General features: G+C 57.1%; 9 protein-coding genes, 1 other RNA gene and 1 pseudogene. 3 read left to right on the top strand and 8 right to left on the bottom strand.

What is annotated here, in order from left to right; genetic code table 11:
* Positions 1-29: 29 nt before the first annotated feature.
* A complete protein-coding gene (locus UR289_RS20615; RefSeq protein ID WP_320711478.1) occupies positions 30-10,085 on the bottom strand; it encodes a BapA/Bap/LapF family large adhesin in 10,056 nt (3,351 codons plus the stop codon).
* Between the two features lie 761 nt (positions 10,086-10,846).
* Between UR289_RS20615 and UR289_RS20610 the strand changes: the two genes are divergently transcribed.
* The 3 genes from UR289_RS20610 to UR289_RS20600 are packed head-to-tail and all read left to right on the top strand — an operon-like array spanning position 10,847 to position 12,700.
* The gene (locus UR289_RS20610) at positions 10,847-11,374 is read left to right on the top strand and encodes a tetratricopeptide repeat protein (protein WP_023294382.1); all 528 of its coding nucleotides are present in this window, start codon (positions 10,847-10,849) and stop codon (positions 11,372-11,374) included.
* A 7-nt stretch (positions 11,375-11,381) separates the two neighbouring features.
* On the top strand, positions 11,382-11,912 hold the full coding sequence (locus tag UR289_RS20605; protein ID WP_318592465.1) for an RNA polymerase sigma factor: 531 nt from the start codon (positions 11,382-11,384) through the stop codon (positions 11,910-11,912).
* Positions 11,909-12,700, top strand: coding sequence for a hypothetical protein (locus UR289_RS20600; RefSeq protein ID WP_320711475.1), 792 nt, complete (start codon positions 11,909-11,911; stop codon positions 12,698-12,700). Before UR289_RS20605 ends, UR289_RS20600 begins: the two co-directional genes overlap by 4 nt.
* Here the strand turns inward: UR289_RS20600 and UR289_RS20595 are convergent.
* From UR289_RS20595 to smpB, 7 genes and pseudogenes are all read right to left on the bottom strand, one after another.
* A complete protein-coding gene (locus tag UR289_RS20595; RefSeq protein ID WP_320711473.1) occupies positions 12,692-13,249 on the bottom strand; it encodes a YceI family protein in 558 nt (185 codons plus the stop codon). The genes UR289_RS20600 and UR289_RS20595 overlap by 9 nt on opposite strands.
* A 174-nt stretch (positions 13,250-13,423) precedes the next feature.
* Positions 13,424-13,780 carry a hypothetical protein gene (locus UR289_RS20590; RefSeq protein ID WP_029740047.1) on the bottom strand — a complete coding sequence of 119 codons (357 nt, stop codon included), beginning with the start codon at positions 13,778-13,780 and terminating at the stop codon, positions 13,424-13,426.
* Between the two features lie 692 nt (positions 13,781-14,472).
* Positions 14,473-15,135: a DUF4225 domain-containing protein gene (locus tag UR289_RS20585; protein ID WP_320711471.1), complete on the bottom strand. Its 663-nt coding sequence runs from the start codon at positions 15,133-15,135 to the stop codon at positions 14,473-14,475.
* Between the two features lie 549 nt (positions 15,136-15,684).
* The gene (locus UR289_RS20580) at positions 15,685-19,320 is read right to left on the bottom strand and encodes a DEAD/DEAH box helicase (protein ID WP_320711469.1); all 3,636 of its coding nucleotides are present in this window, start codon (positions 19,318-19,320) and stop codon (positions 15,685-15,687) included.
* Between the two features lie 138 nt (positions 19,321-19,458).
* Positions 19,459-20,685: pseudogene (locus tag UR289_RS20575) on the bottom strand (integrase domain-containing protein).
* A 203-nt stretch (positions 20,686-20,888) separates the two neighbouring features.
* Positions 20,889-21,252, bottom strand: a transfer-messenger RNA (tmRNA) gene (gene ssrA / locus UR289_RS20570).
* Positions 21,253-21,341: 89 nt separating this feature from the next.
* Positions 21,342-21,824 (bottom strand): SsrA-binding protein SmpB, encoded by a 483-nt coding sequence (gene smpB / locus UR289_RS20565; protein ID WP_008502505.1) that lies wholly within the window; start codon positions 21,822-21,824, stop codon positions 21,342-21,344.
* Positions 21,825-21,913 lie beyond the last annotated feature (89 nt).

Here is a 21,913-nt window from a genome sequence, read left to right as displayed (position 1 = left end):
TGCGCCCGGGTCATCTCTTGCAGGTGCTATCAGGTAATGATGTGTTGCTGGTTAACAAGCTCGTCGTAGGTGGTCTGAACGCCATCAAGCGTAACGAGCGTGGTATTAGTGTAGGTGCCTCCCGCACCGTCACGGTCGATGGAGATCACGGTATTGCCATTACTATTAGTGACATGGAGATAATTCCCCAGCGTCGCGGCGCTACCGTTCCAGCCCACCAGCAGATCGCCGATGTCGATTTTGTCCCCCTGCGCCAGCGAGAAGCCGGTCCAGTGATCGCCCGCGGTGCTGCTGACGTTACCCGCCGTGGCATTCCCCACCGTACTGTTCAGCACCTGGTAAATCAGCGTATCGCCGTAAGCCGTACCGGTGATGGCGTCGTTATGTTCCGAACTGATGAACTGCGGCGCCATATTGATGGTCAGCGTGGCGCTGTCCGTTCTCCCGGTAGAGTCGGTCAGGGTGTAGTTGAAGGTCTCCTTCGACGTCATGGATGAGAGCGATACCCCGCTGTTGAGGGTATAGGTGTAATGGCCGTCAGCGCCGATCGCCAGGACGCCGTAATGGCCGGTGATGTTCACCGTTGCGCTGCCGGTATACGGATCCAGCGTGGTGGTCACGCCGTTGTACCCGGTCACGCTCAGACGGGTATCCACCGAGTGGAGCTGATCCAGCACGCCGCCAGAATCGGTGCCGTTAAAGATATTGCCGTTGACGGTGTGGCTGCCGGTGACGTCGAAATCACTCAGCGAGTAGGTGGTGCCGTTCACGCTTGGTGTGATGGTGATGTTCCCCACGCTCAGCCCCGGTACGCTACCGGTAAAGTTCAGCGTATAGGTTCCGGCGTTCAGATCCAGCCCGGTGAGCGGGATGTCGATATTGCCGCCCAGCAGTGAGCCGCCGCTGAAGGAGCCGCTGCGTATCACGCCCGAGCCGTCGCTGATGGACCAGTTTACCGTTAGCCCGCCCAGCGCCAGCAGCGAGGCCACGTTAAAGTGGAGCGACACGTTGTGCAGCGCGGTGTTCGCGTCGACCACGAAGGTTCCGCTGCCGGAGCCCTGGGTTGACGAGAGCAGGGCCGTCGTCCAGCTGGCGGTGCCCACGGTCGTATCCGAGTATGCCGACGTGTGGTGCACCGAGGTGAGGTCCATCGTGGCGCTGACATCGTTCACGGCATCCATCGCCCGGGGGGTTGGGGTGATGTTGAGCGATGCCGTATCCTTCGAGCCGTCAGGCGCGGTAACGGTGTAGACGAAAGTATCCGGCGTGCTGATATGGTCCGCTCCCACGCCGCTTCTCAGGGTGTAGGTGTACTGTCCGGACGAATTGATGGTCAGCGTGCCGTATTCCCCCTGAATGGTGGTGGTTCCACTGCTGTTGACCGCCACGCCGTTCACTTCGGTGACCAACGTGCCGGGAGGAACTGGGTCATTCGCCAGCACGTCGCCCGTGGTGGTTTCGCTGATGCTCGCCACGCTGTAGACATGATCCTGCAGGACGCTCAGCGTGTAGCCCGTCAGGACGGCGATCCCCGATGCGGTATTGAGTAAGAACAGGTACTCCCCGGCCGGCAGATTCAGCGTCAGCTGGGATGACGTGCCCCCCAGCAGCGGAGCGCGCAGCCAGCCCGACTCGACGCGAACCTGCTCGAAGGTCTGGGTGGCGTTGTTGAACTTATAGACGTACAGATCGAATACCGACGCCAGCGCCACGCCGCCCACGGAGGCCTGGATGGTCATGGTGCGGGTCGTGCCTTCCTCCACGTTGTAGATAATCGGGTTGGTCATGTCGTCCAGCAGGTTAAGCCCCAGCGTGCTGCCGAGATTAATGCCCACCAGGGTAAAACCGTTCTGAGACGAGGCGCCGTTATTAATCTCGCTCACGGTGGTGTCAAAGGTCAGCGAGGCCGTATCGTCCACCGCCACAATGCCGTTGATTACCGTACCGGCACCCAGAGACAGCACCAGCTGCGCCGATGCGCTGACGCCGTTATGGGTGATGGTGTAGGTGAAGTTCTCCGTCCGGCCAACGACCGCGGCGCTGGTGTCGGTCAGGTTGTAGGTGTAGCTGCCGTCGCGGTTGATGGTCAGCGTACCGTATTTGCCCTGGATCACCGTGCCGTCGGCGTTCACGCTGGTGGTGACGCCCTGGGCGTTAGTGACTGCGGAAATGGTGGTTCCGGCCGGCGCGTTGTCGCTGCCGGCTGTCGGGTCCGTATCGAGGATCACGTTGCCGTTGAGGCTGGTATCGCCCGTGACCGTACCCGGACCGGTCTCTTTCACCGCCACGTCGAGGCTGGTGTAGGAGCCGGTCGCCAGCAGGTTGGTGTTGTAGCTGAGCACGCGATAGTTGCCGTCGGCCAGCCCGGTCAGGTTCAGCGATACGCCGGTTGCGCCGAGGGTCAGGAGATCGGCAAACTGCGGTTGGCCGGTATCCACCACGGTGGTCCAGGCGCCGTTGACGTAATGCTGAACCACCAGCTCAAGGGTGTTGAGCAGAGAGAGCACCGCACCCGTGGCGTTGGCGTTCACCACGATATCCGCGCTGCCGCCGCTACCCACCGTGAAGTTGACCTGGGCCGTATCATTGCCCAGCAGCGTCAGGACGTTGCCCACGGCGCCGACCAGCAGGAAGCCGTAATCGCTGTACTGGCTGTTGGTCACGGTTGCCGTGGTGCTGAGGTTCAGCTCTTCGACGTTATTGCTGGCGGAGAGCGGCACCACCGGCGCAAGAGCGGAGCCCGGCAGCGAGGTGTTGCCCGCGGCGTCGGTGGCGGTGATCTGCAGCGTCTGGCCTTCGGTCTGTTTGTTAATGAAGGTGTAGGTGTAGGTGCCGTTGCTGCCCGCAATGGCGGTCACCGTCGAGCCGTCCGCAAGGCGGATCGCGACGGTGCTGCCTGCTTCCGCAGTCCCGGTCAGGACGCTACCGTCGGCGTTGAAGGTCCCGGTCGGCGCCGTTGGAGCGGTCGTATCGACGATAATCGTCGTCACGGCTGACGCCACGCTGGTGTTGCCCGCCGCATCGGTGGCCGTGGCGGTGAAGTTATGCGTGCCTTGCGCCAGCGTGGTGGTTTGCGGCAGGGTCCAGTTGCCGCTGCCGTCGGCGGTCACCGTGCCCACCAGCGTGATGCCATCGTAGATCCGCACCGTGGCATTCGCTTCGGCGGTTCCGCTCAGCGTTGGGCGCGTGTCGTTGGTCGGATTCGTACCGGTCACCGGGCCGGTAACGCTGCCGACGTCATCAATCACTGAAATGATGGCCGGTGCGCCCGGCGCGAGGGTATCGACGTTAATCACATACCCGGCGGTAGGCGCGCTCGCGTTGCCCACCGCATCGGTGGCGGTAAAGGTTAAATTGTGCGGACCGTTGCCCAGCGCCGGGGATGGCGTAAAGCTCCACGCCCCGCCGGTCGCCGTCACGCTGCCGATTTGTACGCCGTTATCGAATATTTTCACCGTCGACCCGGCTTCCGCCGTACCGCTGAGGGTTGGCTGCGCGTCGTTGGTGAACCCGCCGTTCGCCACCGGCGTCGCCGCATTGCCCACGTCATCCAGAATGCTGGTCAGCACCGGCAGCGCAGGTGGCGTGGTGTCGACGGTGAGGCTAAAGCTGGTGGACGACACGCTGGTGTTGCCTGCCGCATCCGTCGCCTGCGCGGTGAAGCTGTGCGCGCCAGCGGTCAGCGTGGTGTTGAGCAAGATACTCCAGCTTCCGTTGCCATCCGCGGTGCCCGTTCCGACAAGGGTAGTTCCCTCATAGATCTTCACGGTGGCAAACGGTTCGCTGGTTCCGACAAGGCGCGGTACCGTATCGTCGGTTGTTTGCCCGGACGTAAGCGGGCCGGTGATGGTGCCCACGTCGTCTATCGCCTGGCTGATAACCGGCGCGTTCGGTGCGGTGGTATCCACAATCAGGGTAAAGTCCGGCGAGTTCAGGCTGACGTTGCCCGCTGCATCGGTGACCGTGGCGGTCCAGGTATGGCTGCCGTTGGTCAGCGGCGTTGACGGCGTAAAGCTCCATGCGCCGGTACCGTCCGCCTGAACGGTGCCGACCGGCTGCCCGTTCTCATACACGGTGACCGTGGCGTTGGCGGTCGCGGTGCCGTTGAGCGTCGGCGTGGTGTCGTCGGTGCTCTGCCCGGAAGAGAGCGAAGTTTGAATGCTGCCCGCGTTGTCACCCGCGGTCGAAATGACCGGCGCCGACGGCACGCCCGTATCCACCGTCAGGTTAAACGGTGTCGTCGTGCTGCCGGTATTGCCAGCCACGTCGGTGGCATTGAAGGTGATGGCGTGTGGACCTTCGCCCAGATCGGTACCCGGGGTGAAGGTCCAGCTGCCCTGGGCATTCACCACCGCAGTGCCAATTTCGTTGCCATCAACGATCACGTGCACGGTAGAACCCACCTCGCCCGTACCGTTGAAGGTTGGGCGCGCGTCGTTGGTGCTGTTACCCGACGTGAGCGCCCCGGTGACCGGACCGACGTCGTCAATCACGCTGGTCACCACCGGTACGCCGGGGGCTGCGGTATCAATGGTAAAGGCGAAGACCGATGAGTTAGCCGAGGCGTTGCCTGCGGTATCCGTTGCATACGCGCGCAGGGAGTAGCTGCCGTCGCCCAGCGGCGCGGTCGGCGTAAAGGACCAGTTCCCGCTGCCGTCAACGATCGTCGTGCCAATCTGCGTGCCGTTATTCATGATGTGAATCGTGCTGCCCGCCTGCCCGGTACCGCTGATGGTCGGGGTGCTGTCGTTGGTCACCTGGCCGCTGGTGAGGTTACCCTGGACGCCGCCAGGGACGTTGTCGCTCACATTATCCAGCGTCGGAACCGTCGGTGCCGTCAGGTCAACCACCACGCTCCAGGGAGCTGAGACCGCGCTGACGTTGCCCAGCGGATCGGTCGCCCGGACGGTGAAGCTGTGCGAGCCTTCGCCGAGCGCGGTGTCAGGGGTAAACGTCCATGTACCATTGTTGTCAGCCGTCACCACGGCAATCTGGGTGCCGCCGTCGAAAATGGTCACCACGCTGTTTGCGTCCGCTGTCCCCGAAAGGGTTGGCGTGGCGTCGTTCGTTTCGCTGCCGCTGACCACCGTGGTGGCGGCGTTACCGACGTTATCCGTGACGTTGGTGATGACCGGCGTGGCGGAAACGGAGTCCACCACGACGGTGAAGCCCGCCGAAGGACCGCTCTGATTCCCCGCCGGATCGGTCTCGCGGATGGTCAGGATATGGTTGCCTTCTGTCAGGACGGGCGTGGTGTAGCTCCAGGTGCCCGTATTGCCGACCTCCGCGGTCCCCAGCAGCACGCCGTTGTTGTAGATGGAGATGGTATCGCCGACCGCGCCGGTGCCGGTGAGGGTCGGCTGGTTGTCGTTGGTGGTCTGGCCGCTGGTCAGCGGTCCGGTGCCCGGACCGACGTCGTCAATCACCGCGCCGATAGCTGGCGTGCCCGGTGCGGTGAGGTCGACGGTGACGCTGGCCGCCGGAGAGCGGCCGCTGGTCTGGCCGTTGAGGGTCGCCGTCACCTCAAAGGTGTGCAGCCCTTCGCCAAGCGCGGCTGGCGTATAGCTCCAGTTGCCGCTGCCGTCGGCGGTCACCGTCGTCAATGGCGTCGCGCTACCGTCCTGATAGATGGTAATCAGGCTGCCCGCTTCGGCCGTACCGGTAAGCGTTGGCGTGGTGTCATTAGTGGTTTTGCCTTTCACATCGCCAGTAATCGGGTCTGCGTCATCGACGATCGCCGTGATGACGGGCACCTGCGGCAGGTCGAGCGGTGAATCGACGACGACAAAAGGCACGCCCGCGCTGGCATTCCCTGCGGCATCCGTAGCGGTCACGGTCAGCGTGGTCGGATCCAGCTGCGCCGGGCTCAGCGCAATGGAGAAGTTGCCGTCGCTGCCGACAACGCCGGTACCAATGACCGTGGAACCGTTTGTCACGGTAATGATGCTTCCCACGTCACCGGTACCGGTCAGCGGTGTTCCTTCATCAGCCAGCAGCATGTTGCCCGGATCTGCCGGGGCGACGGTATCTACCGTCACGCTCAGCGGCGCTGAATCACCGGAGGAGTTACCCGCTGGATCGCTGGAAGAGACGGTGAAGGTATGCGGGCCATCCAACAGCGTCGTGTCGGCAGTCCAGCTCCAGGTGCCGCCCGGCTGGACCGTCACCAGCACCGTAGATGGCGTGCCGTCTACGGAAACGATAACCGTGGTACCGGGTTCACCGGTCCCGGTAAGGGTTGGCGTGCCGTCCTTCGTGTAGAGCACGTTATTAGACAACTGGCTGTCAGCTACGGCGCTAATGACGGGGATCTCAGGCGCAACGGTATCGAGGGTAACGGTAAAGACCGAACTCGGCGCGCTGACGTTACCCGCTGCGTCCACGCCCGCCACGGTAATGTTGAGCGGACCGTCCGTTTGCGTTGGAAGCGTCAGGTTCCATTCCCCGTTAGCCACCACGACACGGCCCACTTCGACGCCGTTGTTGTAGACGATCACCGTCTCACCGTTGACGCCGGTTCCGCCCACGGTCGGTGTGGTATCCGTGATGTAGCCACCGTTAGGCTCACCGCCCACTGCACTAATCACCGGCGTATCCGGCGCCAGGGTATCCACGACGATCGTAATCGCTGGCGACGGGTCAGAGACGTTGCCCGCTTCATCGGTGGCGGTGGCGGTATAGGCGTGGCTGCCCTCGGCAATGTCGCTGCCAGGGCGCCAGCTCCAGTTGCCGCTGCTGTCTACCGTGACGGTGCCCACGACGGTCGATATGCCGTTGACGGTGTCAGTGATGTTGATGACGTCGTTCGGCGTGCCGGTGCCGCTCAGGACCGGGCGCGGATCGTTGGTGGTTCCGCCATCGGGTACGGGGCCGGTGATCTGGGAGACGCTGTCGGTGACGGTCGGTGCCGCAGGCGTAGCCGGCGCTTCGGTATCAATGGTGATGGTTACCGGCTGCGACGGGGCGCTTTCGTTGCCCGTGCCGTCCACGTTGGTGACGGTCAGGGTGATGTCATAGGTACCGCCGGGCAGTGGGGTTGATGGCGTCCACGACCAGCTGCCGGTACTGTCCACGACAGCGTCGCCGATTTTGGCGCCGTTGTTGTAGATCGTCACGGTATCGCCCGCCGTGCCGGTACCGCTCAGGGTTGGCGTGGTGTCGCGGGTGGTTTCGCCCGGGTTCAGCGTTGTTGTTGTTCCGTCAGGATTGACGGTGATGGCCGGGATATCCGGCGTGGCAGGCGCGACGGTATCTACCGTCAACACAAACGGGCTGGAGATGGTGGTATTGCCTGCGGCATCCGTGGCGTGAACCGTCAGCGTATGCGGGCCGTCGGTGAGCGGGGTAACGGGCGTAAAGCTCCAGCCCCCGCTGCCGTCGAGGGTGGCGGTACCGAGCAGGGTGGCGCCGTCATAGACGGTGATCACCGCATCAGCCGGGGCGATGCCCTGCAGCAGCGGTGTGGTGTCATCCGTGGTATCGCCGCTGATGAGCGTGCCCTGAACGCCGCCGACGTCATCGGTCACGGTGGCGATGGTTGCCGCCGCAGGTGGCGTGGTATCGACGGTCAGGGTAAAGCCGCCTGACGGCTGGCTGGTGTTACCCGCCGCATCGGTGGCGACAACGGTAAAGGTATGAGGCCCGCTGCCAAGAGGCGTGGTGAGGGTATAGGTCCACGTGCCGTTGTCGTCGACCAGGACCGTGAAAAGATCGGTGCCATCCAGGCGGATGGTGACGCTTGAGCCAGGTTCAGCCGTGCCGTTGAGCGTCGGCGTGGTGTCGTTGGTGCTGTCGTTGGGGTTGAGCGCGCCGAGGCGTTCCGGCACATCATCCAGCACCTGTGTAATGACCGGGGCGGCAGGCGCGACGCTGTCAATCGTCAGAGTCCAGGTGTTGGAGACGCCGCTGGTGTTACCTGCCGCATCGGTCGCGACGGCGGTCAGGGCGTGCGGGCCCTCGGCGATAGGCGAGGAAGGCGTAAAGATCCATACGCCAAGACCATTGGCGACGGTCGTACCAATAGCAACACCGTCCACGCGCACGGTGACCGTCGCGTTTGCTTCGGCGGTACCGCTGAGCGTCGGGGTGGCGTCGTTAGTGGTCTCATAAATGTCGAGCGAGCCGGTGCGACCGGGAACATCGTCCACAACTTGTGAAATCACCGGGGCGCCAGGTGCCGTGCCGTCGACGTTAATTGTCCACGGGTCTGATAACCCGCTCGGGTTACCGGCGGGATCCGTCGCCTTCGCGGTCAGCACCCAGGTGCCATCGGTCAGCGGTGCGGGCGGCGTAAAGCTCCACAGGCCGGAGGAGGGAACAACCGTCGTACCGAGGACATCGCTGCCGTTATAAATCGTGATGGTCGAGCCCGCTTCGCCCGTCCCGTTCACGGTCGGGGCCCGGTCGTTGGTGAGGCCGTTCTGGCCCACGGGGCCGGTGGTGGCCTGCACGTCATCCATCACCGACACGATAATTGGCGTCTGCGGTGGGGTAATATCCGGTGACGCCGCGGAGGTTGCGGGCCCCGTGTTGCCCGCCGTGTCGGTGGCGTCAGCGGTCAGGATTTCGCCGTTGAGCTTCGGCGGGGTCAGCGTCAGGCTAAAGTTCCCTTCGCTGTCGGCAATAACAGTGCCAAGGGTGACATTACCTTCACGGATGGTCACCGTGCTGCCAGCTTCCGCGATGCCGCTGATGGTGCCGCCATCATTCGAAACCTCGAGATTACCCGGGGCAGACGGCGGCGTGGTGTCCACGGTGAAGATGACGGGCTCTGAGGTCGCGCTCAGGTTTCCGGCGGCATCGGTTTCAGTGACGGTTATGGAGTGTGTCCCGTCCGGGAGCGGGCCGTTCGGCGTGACGCTCCAGGTGCCGTTGGGCAACACCGTCGTTGTGCCAACCACCACGCCGTTATCGTAGATGGTGATGGTTCCGCCGGGCTCGCCGGTTCCCGCGAGGATGGGCAGTGAAGCATCGGTTGGCGCGACAGACGTGATGGTTCCCTTGATAAGGCCCGTATCGTCGGTCAACACAATCGCGCTCGGCGCGTCCGGCGGAGTAAGATCCACCGTCAGGGTAAACACCGGCGAGGCTGGCCCGGTGTTGCCGGCGGCGTCGGTTGCCCGCACGGTAATCTGGTGAGTGCTTTCGCTCAGGTCAACCGACGGGGTAAAGGTCCAGGTGCCGTTGCTGGCGACGACCGCTGTACCAATGGCGACCCCGCCGTCATAAATCGTCACGGTCGAGCCCGCTTCGCCGGTGCCGGTAAGCTGCGGGCGCTGATCGTTGGTGCTGCCGCCGTTGCTGACTGCTCCCGTCTGCGGGGCGATATCATCCGTTACGCTGGTGATTGCTGGCGCATCGGGCGCGGTGGTGTCCGGCGCGTTGAGCGTTGTGCCCGGGCTGGTATTCCCGGCGTTATCCGTGGCGGTGGCGGTCACCTGCTCGCCGTTAGTCAACGGTGTGCCGAGAGAGACGGTAAAGCTGCCGTCGCTGCCCGTTTTTCCTGTGCCAATGACGTTGCCGTTCGCGTCTCTCAGCGTGATGGTACTGCCGGGTTCTGCGGTACCGGTGACGGTTTTGCCATCTGAAGAGAACTTAAGGCCGGAAGGCGCGTTCGGTGCTGTCGTATCCGCATTGGCCGAATTGTTACTGCCGCCACTATCACCGCCGCCGGTGCTTGCCGCCGCCGCGATGCCGCCCGCGGCGGCAATGCCGCCCAGTGCCCATGGCCAGATGGCGGCACCACCGGCGTCGCTCCCGGAGGCCGCAAGCAGCACGTCCGTGGACGCGATAGATTCGTACGTGGCGGCTCCGGTCGGATCTTCAATCCACCATAATGCGCCGTTGCTGTCCTGCAGTACCAGCTGGCTCACGCCCTGCGCGTCCGTGACGTAGAAGTTTTTAAGGGTGATCACCTCGCCGGAGTGCAGCGTAACCAGCAGATCGTTACCGTTTCGCGCGAAGTGGGAGACGCTCGCTCGCTCGACATTAAGCTCAACGATAGAGGAATGGCTCAGGGTAACCTGTGTGCCTTCCGTGGTCGTTTCCACGCCAGTAAGTTTCGATATAACAGAGATTTGGCTCATTTAGGCATTACTCCAGCAGATGTGTCATGAACGGCGAGCAAGACGAGCCAACTCTGCAGAAGGTAAAGGGCGCCCCCGGCGCAGTTGCTGTTATTACGCAGCACTGACCGTTGTTTTTAGCGCGCACGATGCCCGCCAGAATTCAGAGTGGCAACATCAGAGCGAATCTAATGACTTATAAAAGAGAACAGTTTTTATGGGTGTTTTGTGTCTTGTAAAACCCTGTAATTAATAGAGGAATTATTTTTTAGAATATAAAAATGATATAGACAGAAAACGAAGGTTGTGCAAATTAAGCTTTCGTAAATAAGTGCAAAAACAATGAAGAGGGCATTAATGTATTGGGGTGGTTAATAATTTACTCGGCTCAACCTTTTGTTTTATATGATTTTAGTTTTAACCTGTGGCGTTGATTCTGAATATGATTTACGCAGTATGATAATTGGTAGGGAACATTTTTAATATAATGTAAAACGTTATTGTTTAAGCGCGCTTAATATGCATTTAAGTTAGGGTAACGTTTTTGATATAAGATATATTATGTCACCCACACAATAAAATATATTCTTATGCAGGCTTAAAACTCTGCTATCACGCGAAAATAATAGCGTTAAGTAAAGGGTGAAATAACCTGATTTATTTCCATTGGGGCTACGACGTCAGCATGATTTTGCGACAGCAAAAAATTCACGGGGAGAATGAATAAAAATCGTCAGTCGGGCGTTTACTGACGTCACTCCCTTCTTACCCTGGAGCTTTATATGAACACGACCTCGTTTCGTTTGATCCCGGTGCTGATTTTTTCCCTGCTGTCCCCCCTGGCGCTGGCAATGGGCAATAATAGTACCGAGAGCAAAACGCCCGATTGTCCTTCCGGACAGGTGTATGACAGCGCCACCCAGAAATGCGTGCCGGACAAGAGCAGCAGCCTCAGCGACCAGGACAAAACCAACTATGCGTACCATCTCGCGAAGAAAGGCGAGTACCAGGCGGCGCTGAACCTGCTTGATTCGCTGAAAAATGGCAATACGGCTGAAGCGTGGAACTATCGCGGGTTCGCCACGCGCAAGCTTGGCCGCACGGACGAAGGGATTGGTTACTACCAGCGCGCGCTGGCTATCGCACCGGATTATGCCAAAGCCCGGGAATACCTCGGTGAAGCGTGGATGGTAAAAGGACGTCCTGACCTCGCGAAAGAACAGCTGAAGGTGATTGCCGGTATTTGTGGCCAGTCCTGCGAGGAGTACCGTGACCTGCAGGCCGCCATCAACGGACATCCGGAATCCTGATTTTCTCGTGGAGGGAAAACACATCGCTACCAGTGAGGTTCGTCAACAGTTAGCCGCGCACCTGCCGCGTCTCTGGCGCTATGGGCTGGTGCTGTCGCGAAACAGGGATATCGCCGAAGAGCTGGTTCAGTCCACCTGCGTGCGTGCGCTTGAAAGGAGCAGCCAGTATACGCCGGGCACGCGCATCGACAGGTGGCTGTTCGCGATACTGCACTCCATCTGGATCTCTGAGCTTCGGGCACGACACGTGCGTCAGGGGCAGGGATTTGTGGCCAGCGACGAGCTTCTGGCGCCGGATACCCGCGAACAGGATGAGACGCGTCTGCATTACATGAAGGTGATGCAGCGCGTTAACGCGCTGCCTGAAGCCCAGCGCAACGCGGTATTTTTGGTTTATGTCGAAGGCTTTACCTACCAGGAGGCGGCGGACACTCTGGCGGTGCCTGTCGGTACCGTGATGAGCCGGCTGGCGACGGCGCGGGCTCGGCTTGCCAGGTCCGCTGACGCACTGCCTCCGGTAAAGGAGAAACGCTCTTGAACTCGCACCGTTTTGCACCGCCCTATAACGACGACGCTATCGTGGCATGGATAGATGGCGAGATGTGCCGCGCCGACGCGCAGCAATTTGAAGAACAGTTGAAAAGTGACGAACGCCTCTCCGGGCGAACCAACGAACTGATGAAAAGCAGCCAGGATTTCGCCGGGGCGTTTGCCCCCCTGCTGGATGAGGCACCTCTGGAGGCAATGCAGGCGCGTCTGGCGGCACTTCCCGATCCACAATCCTCCACGCCTGCTGGCGTCAGCAGGCGGGCGCTGATCGCCGCGTCGGCCAGCTTTTTGATGGTCGGATCCGGGCTGGGCTACCTGCTGCGGCCCGCTTCCGCGCCAGCGGATGAGAATGCCCATATTCGCGACCTCGAAGCGCAATATATGTCCCTGTACAGCGTTGAGACGCTGCTGGATATGGACAGCGTAACGCCGGTCCTGCAGCGCGGGCTGGAACGAGCCTCGCAGGACATCGGCATCAAGCTGCACATGTCGCAGCTTGTCCTGCAGGGGGCAGAGCTGAAAATGGTGCGAATGCTGCGCTATGAAACCACCTCGATCGCGCAGATTGCCTGGATCAACGCCGACTACGGCCCGATGGCGCTCTGTATCTCTCCTGTAGATGAGAAGACTATGGCCTCTCTGCGCCAGGAGCAGCGGCACGGCATGAACCTGGCGTGGTGGCAGGAGGCGGGCTACCAGTTTGTCCTGATTGGCCGCAACCCGCCGTCTCACCTGCGGGGAAACGCGGAGCAGCTACAGCGCCTCATCTCAGGATGACGGCACGTCGTTCGTCTGAATCGCAATAGCGATGGCAATACGATCGTCCACGACCAGCGCAAACTTATCCATCCCGTAGGCCGCGCGCGAGATCGCCGTCGTGGCATCCAGCGTGAGGGCCTGCGCGTGCGGGTCTTTCACGACAGCCTCCAGGATCACCGGGCGGGCGATGTTTCGTACGGTCAGCGTGCCGAACACCCTGAACCGCCCGTCGCCCTGGGCGACCACGCGAGAGCTGATGAACTCGATAGTTGGATAACGCTCGGATTCAAAAAACATATCGCTTTTCAGCTGCCAGGTGAGCAGCTTGTTTGAGGCTACGAGAGTCGCTACGGGAATGGTGACGTGAATATGGTCGTCGACGTCGTTTTCCGGGTTGAGCGTCACGGCGCCCGTCACGCCGCTGAACGTCGCCCAGGAGAGGATGCCGCCAAAGGCATGCCACGACAGCCGAATGGCGGTGTTATCGGCGTCAATTATGTAGCTCTTCGGGGCAGCCATCGCCCACGGACAAACCAAAACAAGCACTATCACCAGGCGTCGCAGCATCTCAGGATCTCTTTTAGGGGGGCAGGGAGTAAACGCGTCACCCCCGGGATCTATTCGGCTTTGTTGACATTATTTCAACCGGAGCGCGATAACCGGACCTGGTGACAAGTGTAGCCTTGAGAGCGCAGAGCTGTGGGGAATAAAAAAGGCCGCTTGCGCGGCCTTTCGAAGGGATTACTCAGTGACTTTCTTTTCCAGCTCGCTGGCACCTTCTTTGGTTTTGTTCCAGCCTTTCTCAGCGCCTTCTTTGGTGGCATCCCACCCTTTCTCGGTGCCTTGTTTGGTTTTATGCCAGGCTTTCTGGGAATCTTCGCTGACCTTGCTGCCCAGGCTTTCGCTTTTACCCTCCGCAGCATGCTTCTGTTTCAGCTTCAGCTCTTCACCTTTGTTCTGCTCTTCGTGCAGTTTTTGCTTCGCCTCGTTGGCGTTTGCGTTCGCCGCAGCGACGGTATCGTCAGTTGCATGTGTGGTCGCAGCAAATACTGGGGAAGCCAGCAGAACGGCAGATAATGCGATAATTGTTTTTTTCATAATATCCTCATTTAACGTTATCGGTTATGAGCGTGATTCAGCATGGCACAGGCGAAACGGGATGGCTTTAGGAAAAAACTGTAATGAGATCAATGTTCCCTGAAGAGGGATATTTCGCCTGAGGATTATCCAAAGGATAAAAAGCCTATTTCAGCAAGGGCGGCGAGGGTCAGGAGAATGAAGATAATAACGGTTATGGGTCTGTACATGGTGGGGTTCCTTCCGGGTTGAGCGGCTATTCCGTAGCGCTAGGTGGTGTGGGTAATTTTGCACAGGAGAAGGGGGAAGGGGTTGATGTTTGTCAATGTCAGGGGGGACCAATATAAACTACCGGCCGGCTGGTCGGTTTTTTGCGCAAAGATCACGGTATACTGGTTTCGAATATAGAAGGAGGAATGGTATGGCGATAACGGAAGAAGCGTTGCTTAGGTCTGGTTTCACGCAAGAAGAGCTGTAAAAGCTTAAACGCTATGTGGATACTCAGCGTTCGACTCTGGATATTTTGCTTCCTGCGCTTTCAAATCGGTTTAAAGGGACTGTTATACTTTCAGTCGTACTGACTGTTCTGTTCATACTGGCGGTTTGCTTCGCTTCCCGAGAAAATATCATCTCATCAGGCGTTGCTGTGCTATTTATCTTTGGCATCTTCTGCTGGATGACTCCTCTCAAATTAACGTATAAAGTCTGGTGTTTTAAGAGGGATTATTATCAATAGACAGTAAGTCAAAAACAATTTTTTCGTTTATGCCATATCCGATGATTTTCATAGTAAGTTTTGGTCGACTCATTGAGTCCATTTTTCTGTAAAAATTTGAGCGCATAAAATAAAACAGACGCCAGGAACCAGGTTTGCGAAGTAAACCAAATACGCTGTAAGCATTGGCTGCAAGGCTTACCGTTTTATACGCAGCCAGACCAGTCTCACTGCGAAACCCCATAAACTCTACAACCGACATCGCTGTGTCAGCGACAAATCGCTGCGAGCCAGGTTTGTTAAGTATTTGATTATTCACTTCTCTGGATACGGCATTAGCCGCATCAATCACCAGTGTGGCACCTAACAACACACCGACCGGTGTCATCGAGCTCGCAAGGAGTAATCTGCCTGCGGCTTGTAAACCAGCAAAAACAACCTGTACAGCGGAAATGAAATAACTAACAACTTTATTGTTTTCCTTGATGAACTCAACCCTGGCATAAAGCTGCGCTGCTTTCGTTCTGAGCAGGCGATCTTGTTCAAGTAGATTTTTATTCTTTGCCCTGAGATTCTTGATATAGGAAATCCCTTCTTCGTCGGATTTCGCTTCACGGGCAAGAGAAAATTGCTCAGTTATAAAAGTCTTAATATCTTCCATAACTGAATTCTGATGAGTCCATCCTTGAGATGGTTAGCCGCTACCATGTTTGCAGTATTAATAAGTTTCCGAGCTTCCAGATTAACCATGTGACCTGCTCCCGGCAAACTAACATAGCATGATGTAAGCAAGTTCCGCTTATGGCAATAAATGGGATAAATCTGACAGATTTGACGAGATAAGGATATTGATGAATTCTCTATACCCTTGAACCATTACTTTCCACATGATTTGCTTGTTTTCAATCCTGGGGTATTGCCGCGTGTATCCTTATTATCACGTCTGCGTTGATCGAGTTTTCCTGTTGATTTTGCAATTGGTTTTGGACCGGGCTTAAGCCCCATAATCGTGCTCCTTAGCATTGTCAGAGGTTATTTCTCAGTGTGGGTGCTGTAAGAATAATCAAGCCAGGATAGGCGGTCGCTAATGACTACTAGACTATTATGTGAGCAATGTCTGTTTTTGACATGTAGCGACCGGTCCGATACTTAAGTAGGGTGTAGATTGTTCGCGATCAGCCCTCAACAATGAGGGCCACCTCGGAGATTGTCAGCCTGATTGCGCCAATTGCCGATGCAGGACCTGCAGACTAGTTCCCGCCCCTGCCCATGCAGCAACCGAGCCGACCACATACAGGTTTTGCTTGGCGCGTGAAACGGCTACATTGATTATGTTTGGCGGGCTTGCCGCCCACTGACGCGCCCTTTGCTGACTCGCTTTCGGCGCGCCCAGCAACAGGATGACCGTGTCCGCCTCTCGGCCCTGGAACGTGTGGATCGTGCCTACACGATCACGGCACCACTCATCCAACTTTACGCCGAACGCCCGCAGCAGATCAGTTTCACTGTCGAGACGCCGACGCATGTTCTGTTCTACGATCTTGAATGGTGTAATTATAAATACGTCCGGATTTGTAATACCCGATGCTGCCAGCTCTTTGAGCATTCGTACAACCGCTTCGCCCTCGTCGGGACACCACTTCGTCTCAGCATCGCCATTAATATCCACCCAGTGAGAGCTCCCCAAAGCCGAGCCGATAGATCCGGGTTTTTTAGGCCCGACAGCATGGACCATCTGCCCGGCATAGGCGATGGAGTTAGAAACGTCGAACATTGGGTTCTGGCAACGCCTGTGAACGAGCAGTGGCAGCCCGACCTCTCGATCACCTACGTCCATGACGAAGGTGGATTTGAAGCGCGATGCCTGATCAGCAAGGGTCTGCGTAGATGCTGCGGGGGCAGACCATTCGATTTGGTCAATGTCAAAGAACTTGCAGATTTCGGCGTTCAGCTTTTCAGGAAGTGAAACTACAGGTGGGATTTGCAACGGGTCACCTACCACGATGGAGCGCTTTGCCCGCATGATAGCTCCAACTGCTGCCTGAGGAACGGACTGGCCCGCTTCATCTACCAGAAGCCAGCCAATACTCTCTGGTGGCAGATCCCCGAACATCGTCCGAACAGAAGCGAATGTCGTGGACACGGTCGGCACAACCATGAAAAGGCTCGACCAAAGGTCGGGGAGAAGTTCACGGTGAGTGGAAGACTGGAAGGCACCAGCCACCATGCCCGACATCAATAGCCCAAGATTGTGTTGCAGGCGGCTGGCCGAAGCATCGATGAACGTTTTATGCACAGTCAGGGCAGCGGCGAAAAGATCCTCCCGCAGGCGATGAACCTCATCGGGAAGCCATGGCGCAGTCAGGTGGATAGCCTCGTGCTCGCGCTCGAAGAATCTCTCATCAACGACCCTGTCTCCCATGCGGTTTCGTGCCTCTGCCTCGGTTGCCTTCAATTTCGAGACAGCCTGACATTTGCTGGAAATTTCCTGGTCGAGTTGCTTTAACTGGGACTCAGTATTGCTCCACTCAGTCCTTGCAAGCTCCAGGGCACCGTCCGTCTCCTGCGCCCGCAAGACTGATTGCTGCAAGGTCGCCGAGAGCTTCTGCAGTGTCGATCTCCACGACTTCCAGGCCGCAGTTGCGAACAAACGGGAGAAGAAACCTGGACGGCAAGCAAGATGGCTGTCGAGCATGATCTTATCCTGCTCGATCTGCGATTTTGCCTTCTCATGCTCCCGTTGGCAGGATTCAGCAGTCTGGTGTGCCTCTTCGACGGCTTGAGTCAGACTCGGACGACGCTGTTTCACCCTTTGAAGTTCGGTGGTTGCTCCCTTGAGCGCCTGGATATCCCGTCGCATCTCTTCGATGCTGGCGATTTCGGCGTCTACCGTCTCCTTGAGTTTAAGGAAAACGGTTCGCGCTTTCTGCCAGGCCGCTAAAGCGTCCACTTCGTTGGTGCTGGGCCGCTCATTGACGACCACGCTGGGCATCACGCGATCGATGATTTCGCCAGTTTGTTCGTCCTTGATCTCACGCAAGACGTTTAAGCCGCGAGCTGCTTTCAGGTAGGTAAGGAAACCACCGTCTTCATTCCACCAGAAACTTTGCTGGAAAGCGCCTCGGTTGCTGCTCTTGCCGAGAGCCGCGGCGATCAATCCCCAGGTTTCGACAGGGTCGGAGGGGATGTCCCCCTCGGCCTCGGCCTCGGCTTCGAAATAGCCGGCGCGTTTAGGATTCGCAATCAGGTCGCTGATGGACCGGAAGTAGGCGATCTGTTCATGGCGACCATTGGCTTCCTTGAGAGGAAGCTCTTTACTGACGTTTTCGACCGCTTTGTTATTGGAGGAGGCTACGACGATCTCATGGCCCCTCAAGGATGCATGTAACTTGTAGAAGTGCAGGAATGCATTGGAACCGAATGCCAGCTTTTCGCCTGTTGTGCAAAAGGCATCCTGCGGTTTATTGAAGCCGCACATCGCCGTGGCCCGATCGAGAATGCACCCAACGACAATATCTCGCAGAAGAGTGGTCTTTCCAGTACCCGGAGGCCCATTGACGCCGATGATACCTGGAGCATCATTCAGCTCAGCACGCGCCGCATTCACGGCAGCCTGTTGAAGCAGCACTAATGGATGGCCGCCTTTCGAAGGCCAACGAGCCTGCGGCATGAGCGACGGTGCGACGAAAGGCTCAACTGCGGAAATGGGCGATAGCACGTCGATTTTTTGGTCAGGCCTGCCAATTCCCATATAGCGGCGCAAACCGGTTCCGGCTTTGCCCGTCTCGAGCAGTTTGGTTGCTTCACCGAGATCTTCAAGATAGAAGGAATTCAGTAATGAAGGTTCAGGCGGCGCCTTGGCCTTGAAATGATGAAACACCTTAATCGCGAATGTGGGTGGCTCAACCAAATGCTCGGGTACACCGAAATGAGACACAAGCCATTTATAAGCGTTAAGAACGACATCCAAATCGATCGGTATGGGTTCTCCATCCTCGTTTTGACGGCGAACTATTCGATCCAGATGCTCGATAATGCGCGGCTCAACATTCGGCCAATTCCCTAAGCTCCCAAGCTTCAGATTGAGAGCCGGCTTGAGTGCCCAGGCAAAACTGGAAACGGCAACGCCTTTGTCCTCAAGCACATAGCCTTCTTTGTCGATCAGGATCGAGCCGATGGCCGCTTTCTTACCGTCCGGGCGTGAACCCTCCTCATCCTCGCCAAAAACCTTGACCAGCTCGTCCGTCGCCTTGTCGAGAGCGATGGCGCCGAGGATGACCTCGAAATAAAGCTTATAACTGGGCTTGCTGCGGGCATTTGGTCCCCATGGAACACCTCGCTCCAATAGAGCAACCCTGGAGCGGTCGCCCGTTGCCATATCCTCTGGGCGTTTATAACCTTGAGGCGACAGTGCTTCGAGGGCTGTCCATGCCGCCAGTATTCCTCGCGCATCATTCGCCTTATTTGGCGGAGAAAAAGACGGGAGCGGACCTGGATCGATTTGGTCTTCGTCGAATTGCTCTCGCATGGCAGAGTCTGGGCTGGCCTTCAGTTGCAGTTGCTCTACAGCTGCAGGTGCAGTGTGGGGCACAGCTTGAGAAAATTGTATGGACGCCGAATCGGGATGGCGTATTGATGGGCTGGAAGCCGACAGGGCGACCACGCTGTGGCCGCTAAGTGCAAATAGCGATTGCTCGATTTTAGCCGTTAGCGTCCGCGCCCTGGCAGTGTTGCGAAAGGTCAGTTCGCTCAACAACTGTTCAAGTTCACTAACATTGTTGCTGGACTGCTCGAAGATTGCTTCCAGATCGAAGATTGATTTTTGCGCATACTGCCGTGTATTCATTTATTTCTGCGGCTCCATATCCCTTCAATTAAGAGATATTATGCTAATTAGCTTGATTTCTAAAACTATTAACTTCCGCTTGAAATATAAAGTCTCATTCGGCCCACTACTAAAGTGGGAAACGTCATTAATTATCTGTCACCCCGCTAAACGCATTTCTCTCATTCCTCCCTCAATCAGCAGCCATAACAAAATCAGCCGACCATTGCATCATAGGACGACGTTGCTAAATAAAGGTAATCACTGCGGTTGTAAGCGCGACGTACCTCATTTTTGTCCATATGAGCCAGTGCTGCTTCAATGACATCAGGCGGAAATCCTTCCTACTTGAGTACCGTACTAGCGATAGAATGTAAATCGTCTGATACGAGTACGCCTCTTGGGCCAGCACGCTTGAGTGCTACATTCACTGTTTGGCTGTTCATTGGCTGGGTTGGTTTGATGCGACTGGGAAAGATAAATTCTCGACCGCCACTGAGAGACTTCATCATTTCCAGAATAGCGAGTGCCCCATCAGATAATGGAACCATATGATCCCGGTTCATCTTCATTCGAGCAGCAGGAATTATCCATTCGCTAGGATTGAAATCGAGCTCATCCCATCGAGCCTCAGCAGCTTCGGCAGGGGGGAGTGAGAAGCTGCCACATGAACAAGCGCCGCGTTGACACACTGACACTTGCCGTACGCATTGTTTGCATTAACTGTGGAAGCTGAGCCGGACGGATACTCGGCATGTTTTTCTTTTGCGGTTTCTCGAACGCTTTTCCGATATTTACACTGGGAACTGTATCTATCAGGCCTGTGTTCTGCGCATAAATCATGGCTTCGTTAATACGCTGACAAAGACATCGGACTGTCTCTAATTCACCTCTGGCCTGAACCGGCTGCACTGCTTTAACCAGAGTATGAGCCTTAATCTCAGTGACACTGATATCACCGATTGCTGGGAAAACATCTCTCTCAAGCGAACGCCAGATGTCGTCGGCATAGTCCTCTGTTACGCTGGCTTTCTTCACATTCCACCAACGCTCAGCAACTAACAGGAAAGTGTTGGTTTTGGCCTCTTGAGAATTTTTCATCTGTTCTTTCTGATGTTCCTGAGGATCAATGTCTTTCGCCAACAAAACTCGAGATTCACCTCTGAGTTTACGCGCATCAGAAAGTGAGACTGCAGGGTAGGCACCGAAGCTCTGTTTGGTTCGCTGTTTGGTTAGAGGCCGATAGTAACGGAACTGCCAGAGCTTACTACCGCTGGACTTTATTAACAGGGTCAGCCCATCACCATCATACAGCTGGTAATCGGTATCTTTAGGTTTGGCGGCTTTGATTTCCGTATCAGTTAACGGCTTGGTTTTTCTTGCCATGGGGAGTCTCCATGCGTTTAGGCCCAACGAAAACAATAGAGCTTTTCGTTGGGCCTATCAATGGGCCTAAAAGGTTCGGATTTAATTAGTTTTCTTCGGACTTCGCGGGACAAATTGAGGGCACAAAAAAGCCCGCACGGCTTGCGACGTGCGGGCTCTTAGGACTTCATCGGATGACTCTGGTAATCACCGATGGAGAATTTTGGTGGAGCTGGCGGGAGTTGAACCCGCGTCCGAAATTTCTACATCCTCGGTACTACATGCTTAGTTTGTCTTTACATTCGCACGCCAGCTGCGGACAGACACGCCACTAACGAACTAGCCTGATTAGTTTTAACGCTTCAACCCCAGGCAGGGCTTCCACGCGATCTCTTTTGGGTTTGACCTCTCTTTGATCCCCGTCTTAAGAGCGGAAGCTAGGGAGAGAGGGCTCAGAGCAGGTTATTAAGCTGCTAAAGCGTAGTTTTCGTCGTTTGCGACTATTTTTTTGCGGCTTTTAACGAGGCAAACCGCCCCTCGGCATGCACCTTGGGTTTCGCAAATCCCGTCGAATCCAGAATCAGCCCCAATAGTGTTGAACTGAGTATACCAGATTTCACTTCCTGGATACCAGCCCGGAACGCTAACTTATTGAATAGTACAATAAGTGTGCAGAATCAACGTCCTGCGTTTTTCATGATGCGCGCTTTATCAAGCTGCCACTCGCGCTCTTTCAGGTCAGTACGTTTGTCGTGCTGTTTTTTACCCTTCGCAACGCCAACTTTCACTTTGCACCATGCGTTTTTCCAGTACAGCGACAGGGCGACCACGGTGAAACCTTCACGGTTGATGCGTCCGTAGAGGGATTCCAGCTCACGCTTGTTCAGCAGCAATTTACGGGTGCGCGTTGGGTCACACACGTAGTGTGAGGAGGCGACGGTCAGCGGCGTAAAGTTCGCGCCGAACAGGAAGGCTTCGCCATCTTTCAGGATCACGTAGCTATCGCCGATGTTGGCTTTCCCGGCGCGCAGCGATTTTACTTCCCAGCCCTGCAACGCAAGGCCAGCTTCGAATTCTTCTTCAATGAAATACTCGTGGCGAGCACGCTTGTTGAGCGCAATGGTCGCCGAGCCTGGTTTATGTGCTTTTTTCTTCGTCATAAGTGTCGTAAAGCCGTCGGTAATCTGATTTCAAAAAGTCACCTCATTGCGTCCTGTGAGGTCTAACGCGCTATCTTAGCACGAGATGA

This window comes from Enterobacter sp. 302C9 (assembly GCF_034106085.1).
Taxonomy (GTDB): domain Bacteria; phylum Pseudomonadota; class Gammaproteobacteria; order Enterobacterales; family Enterobacteriaceae; genus Enterobacter; species Enterobacter asburiae_B.
This window is presented reverse-complemented; position numbering and strand designations above follow the sequence as displayed.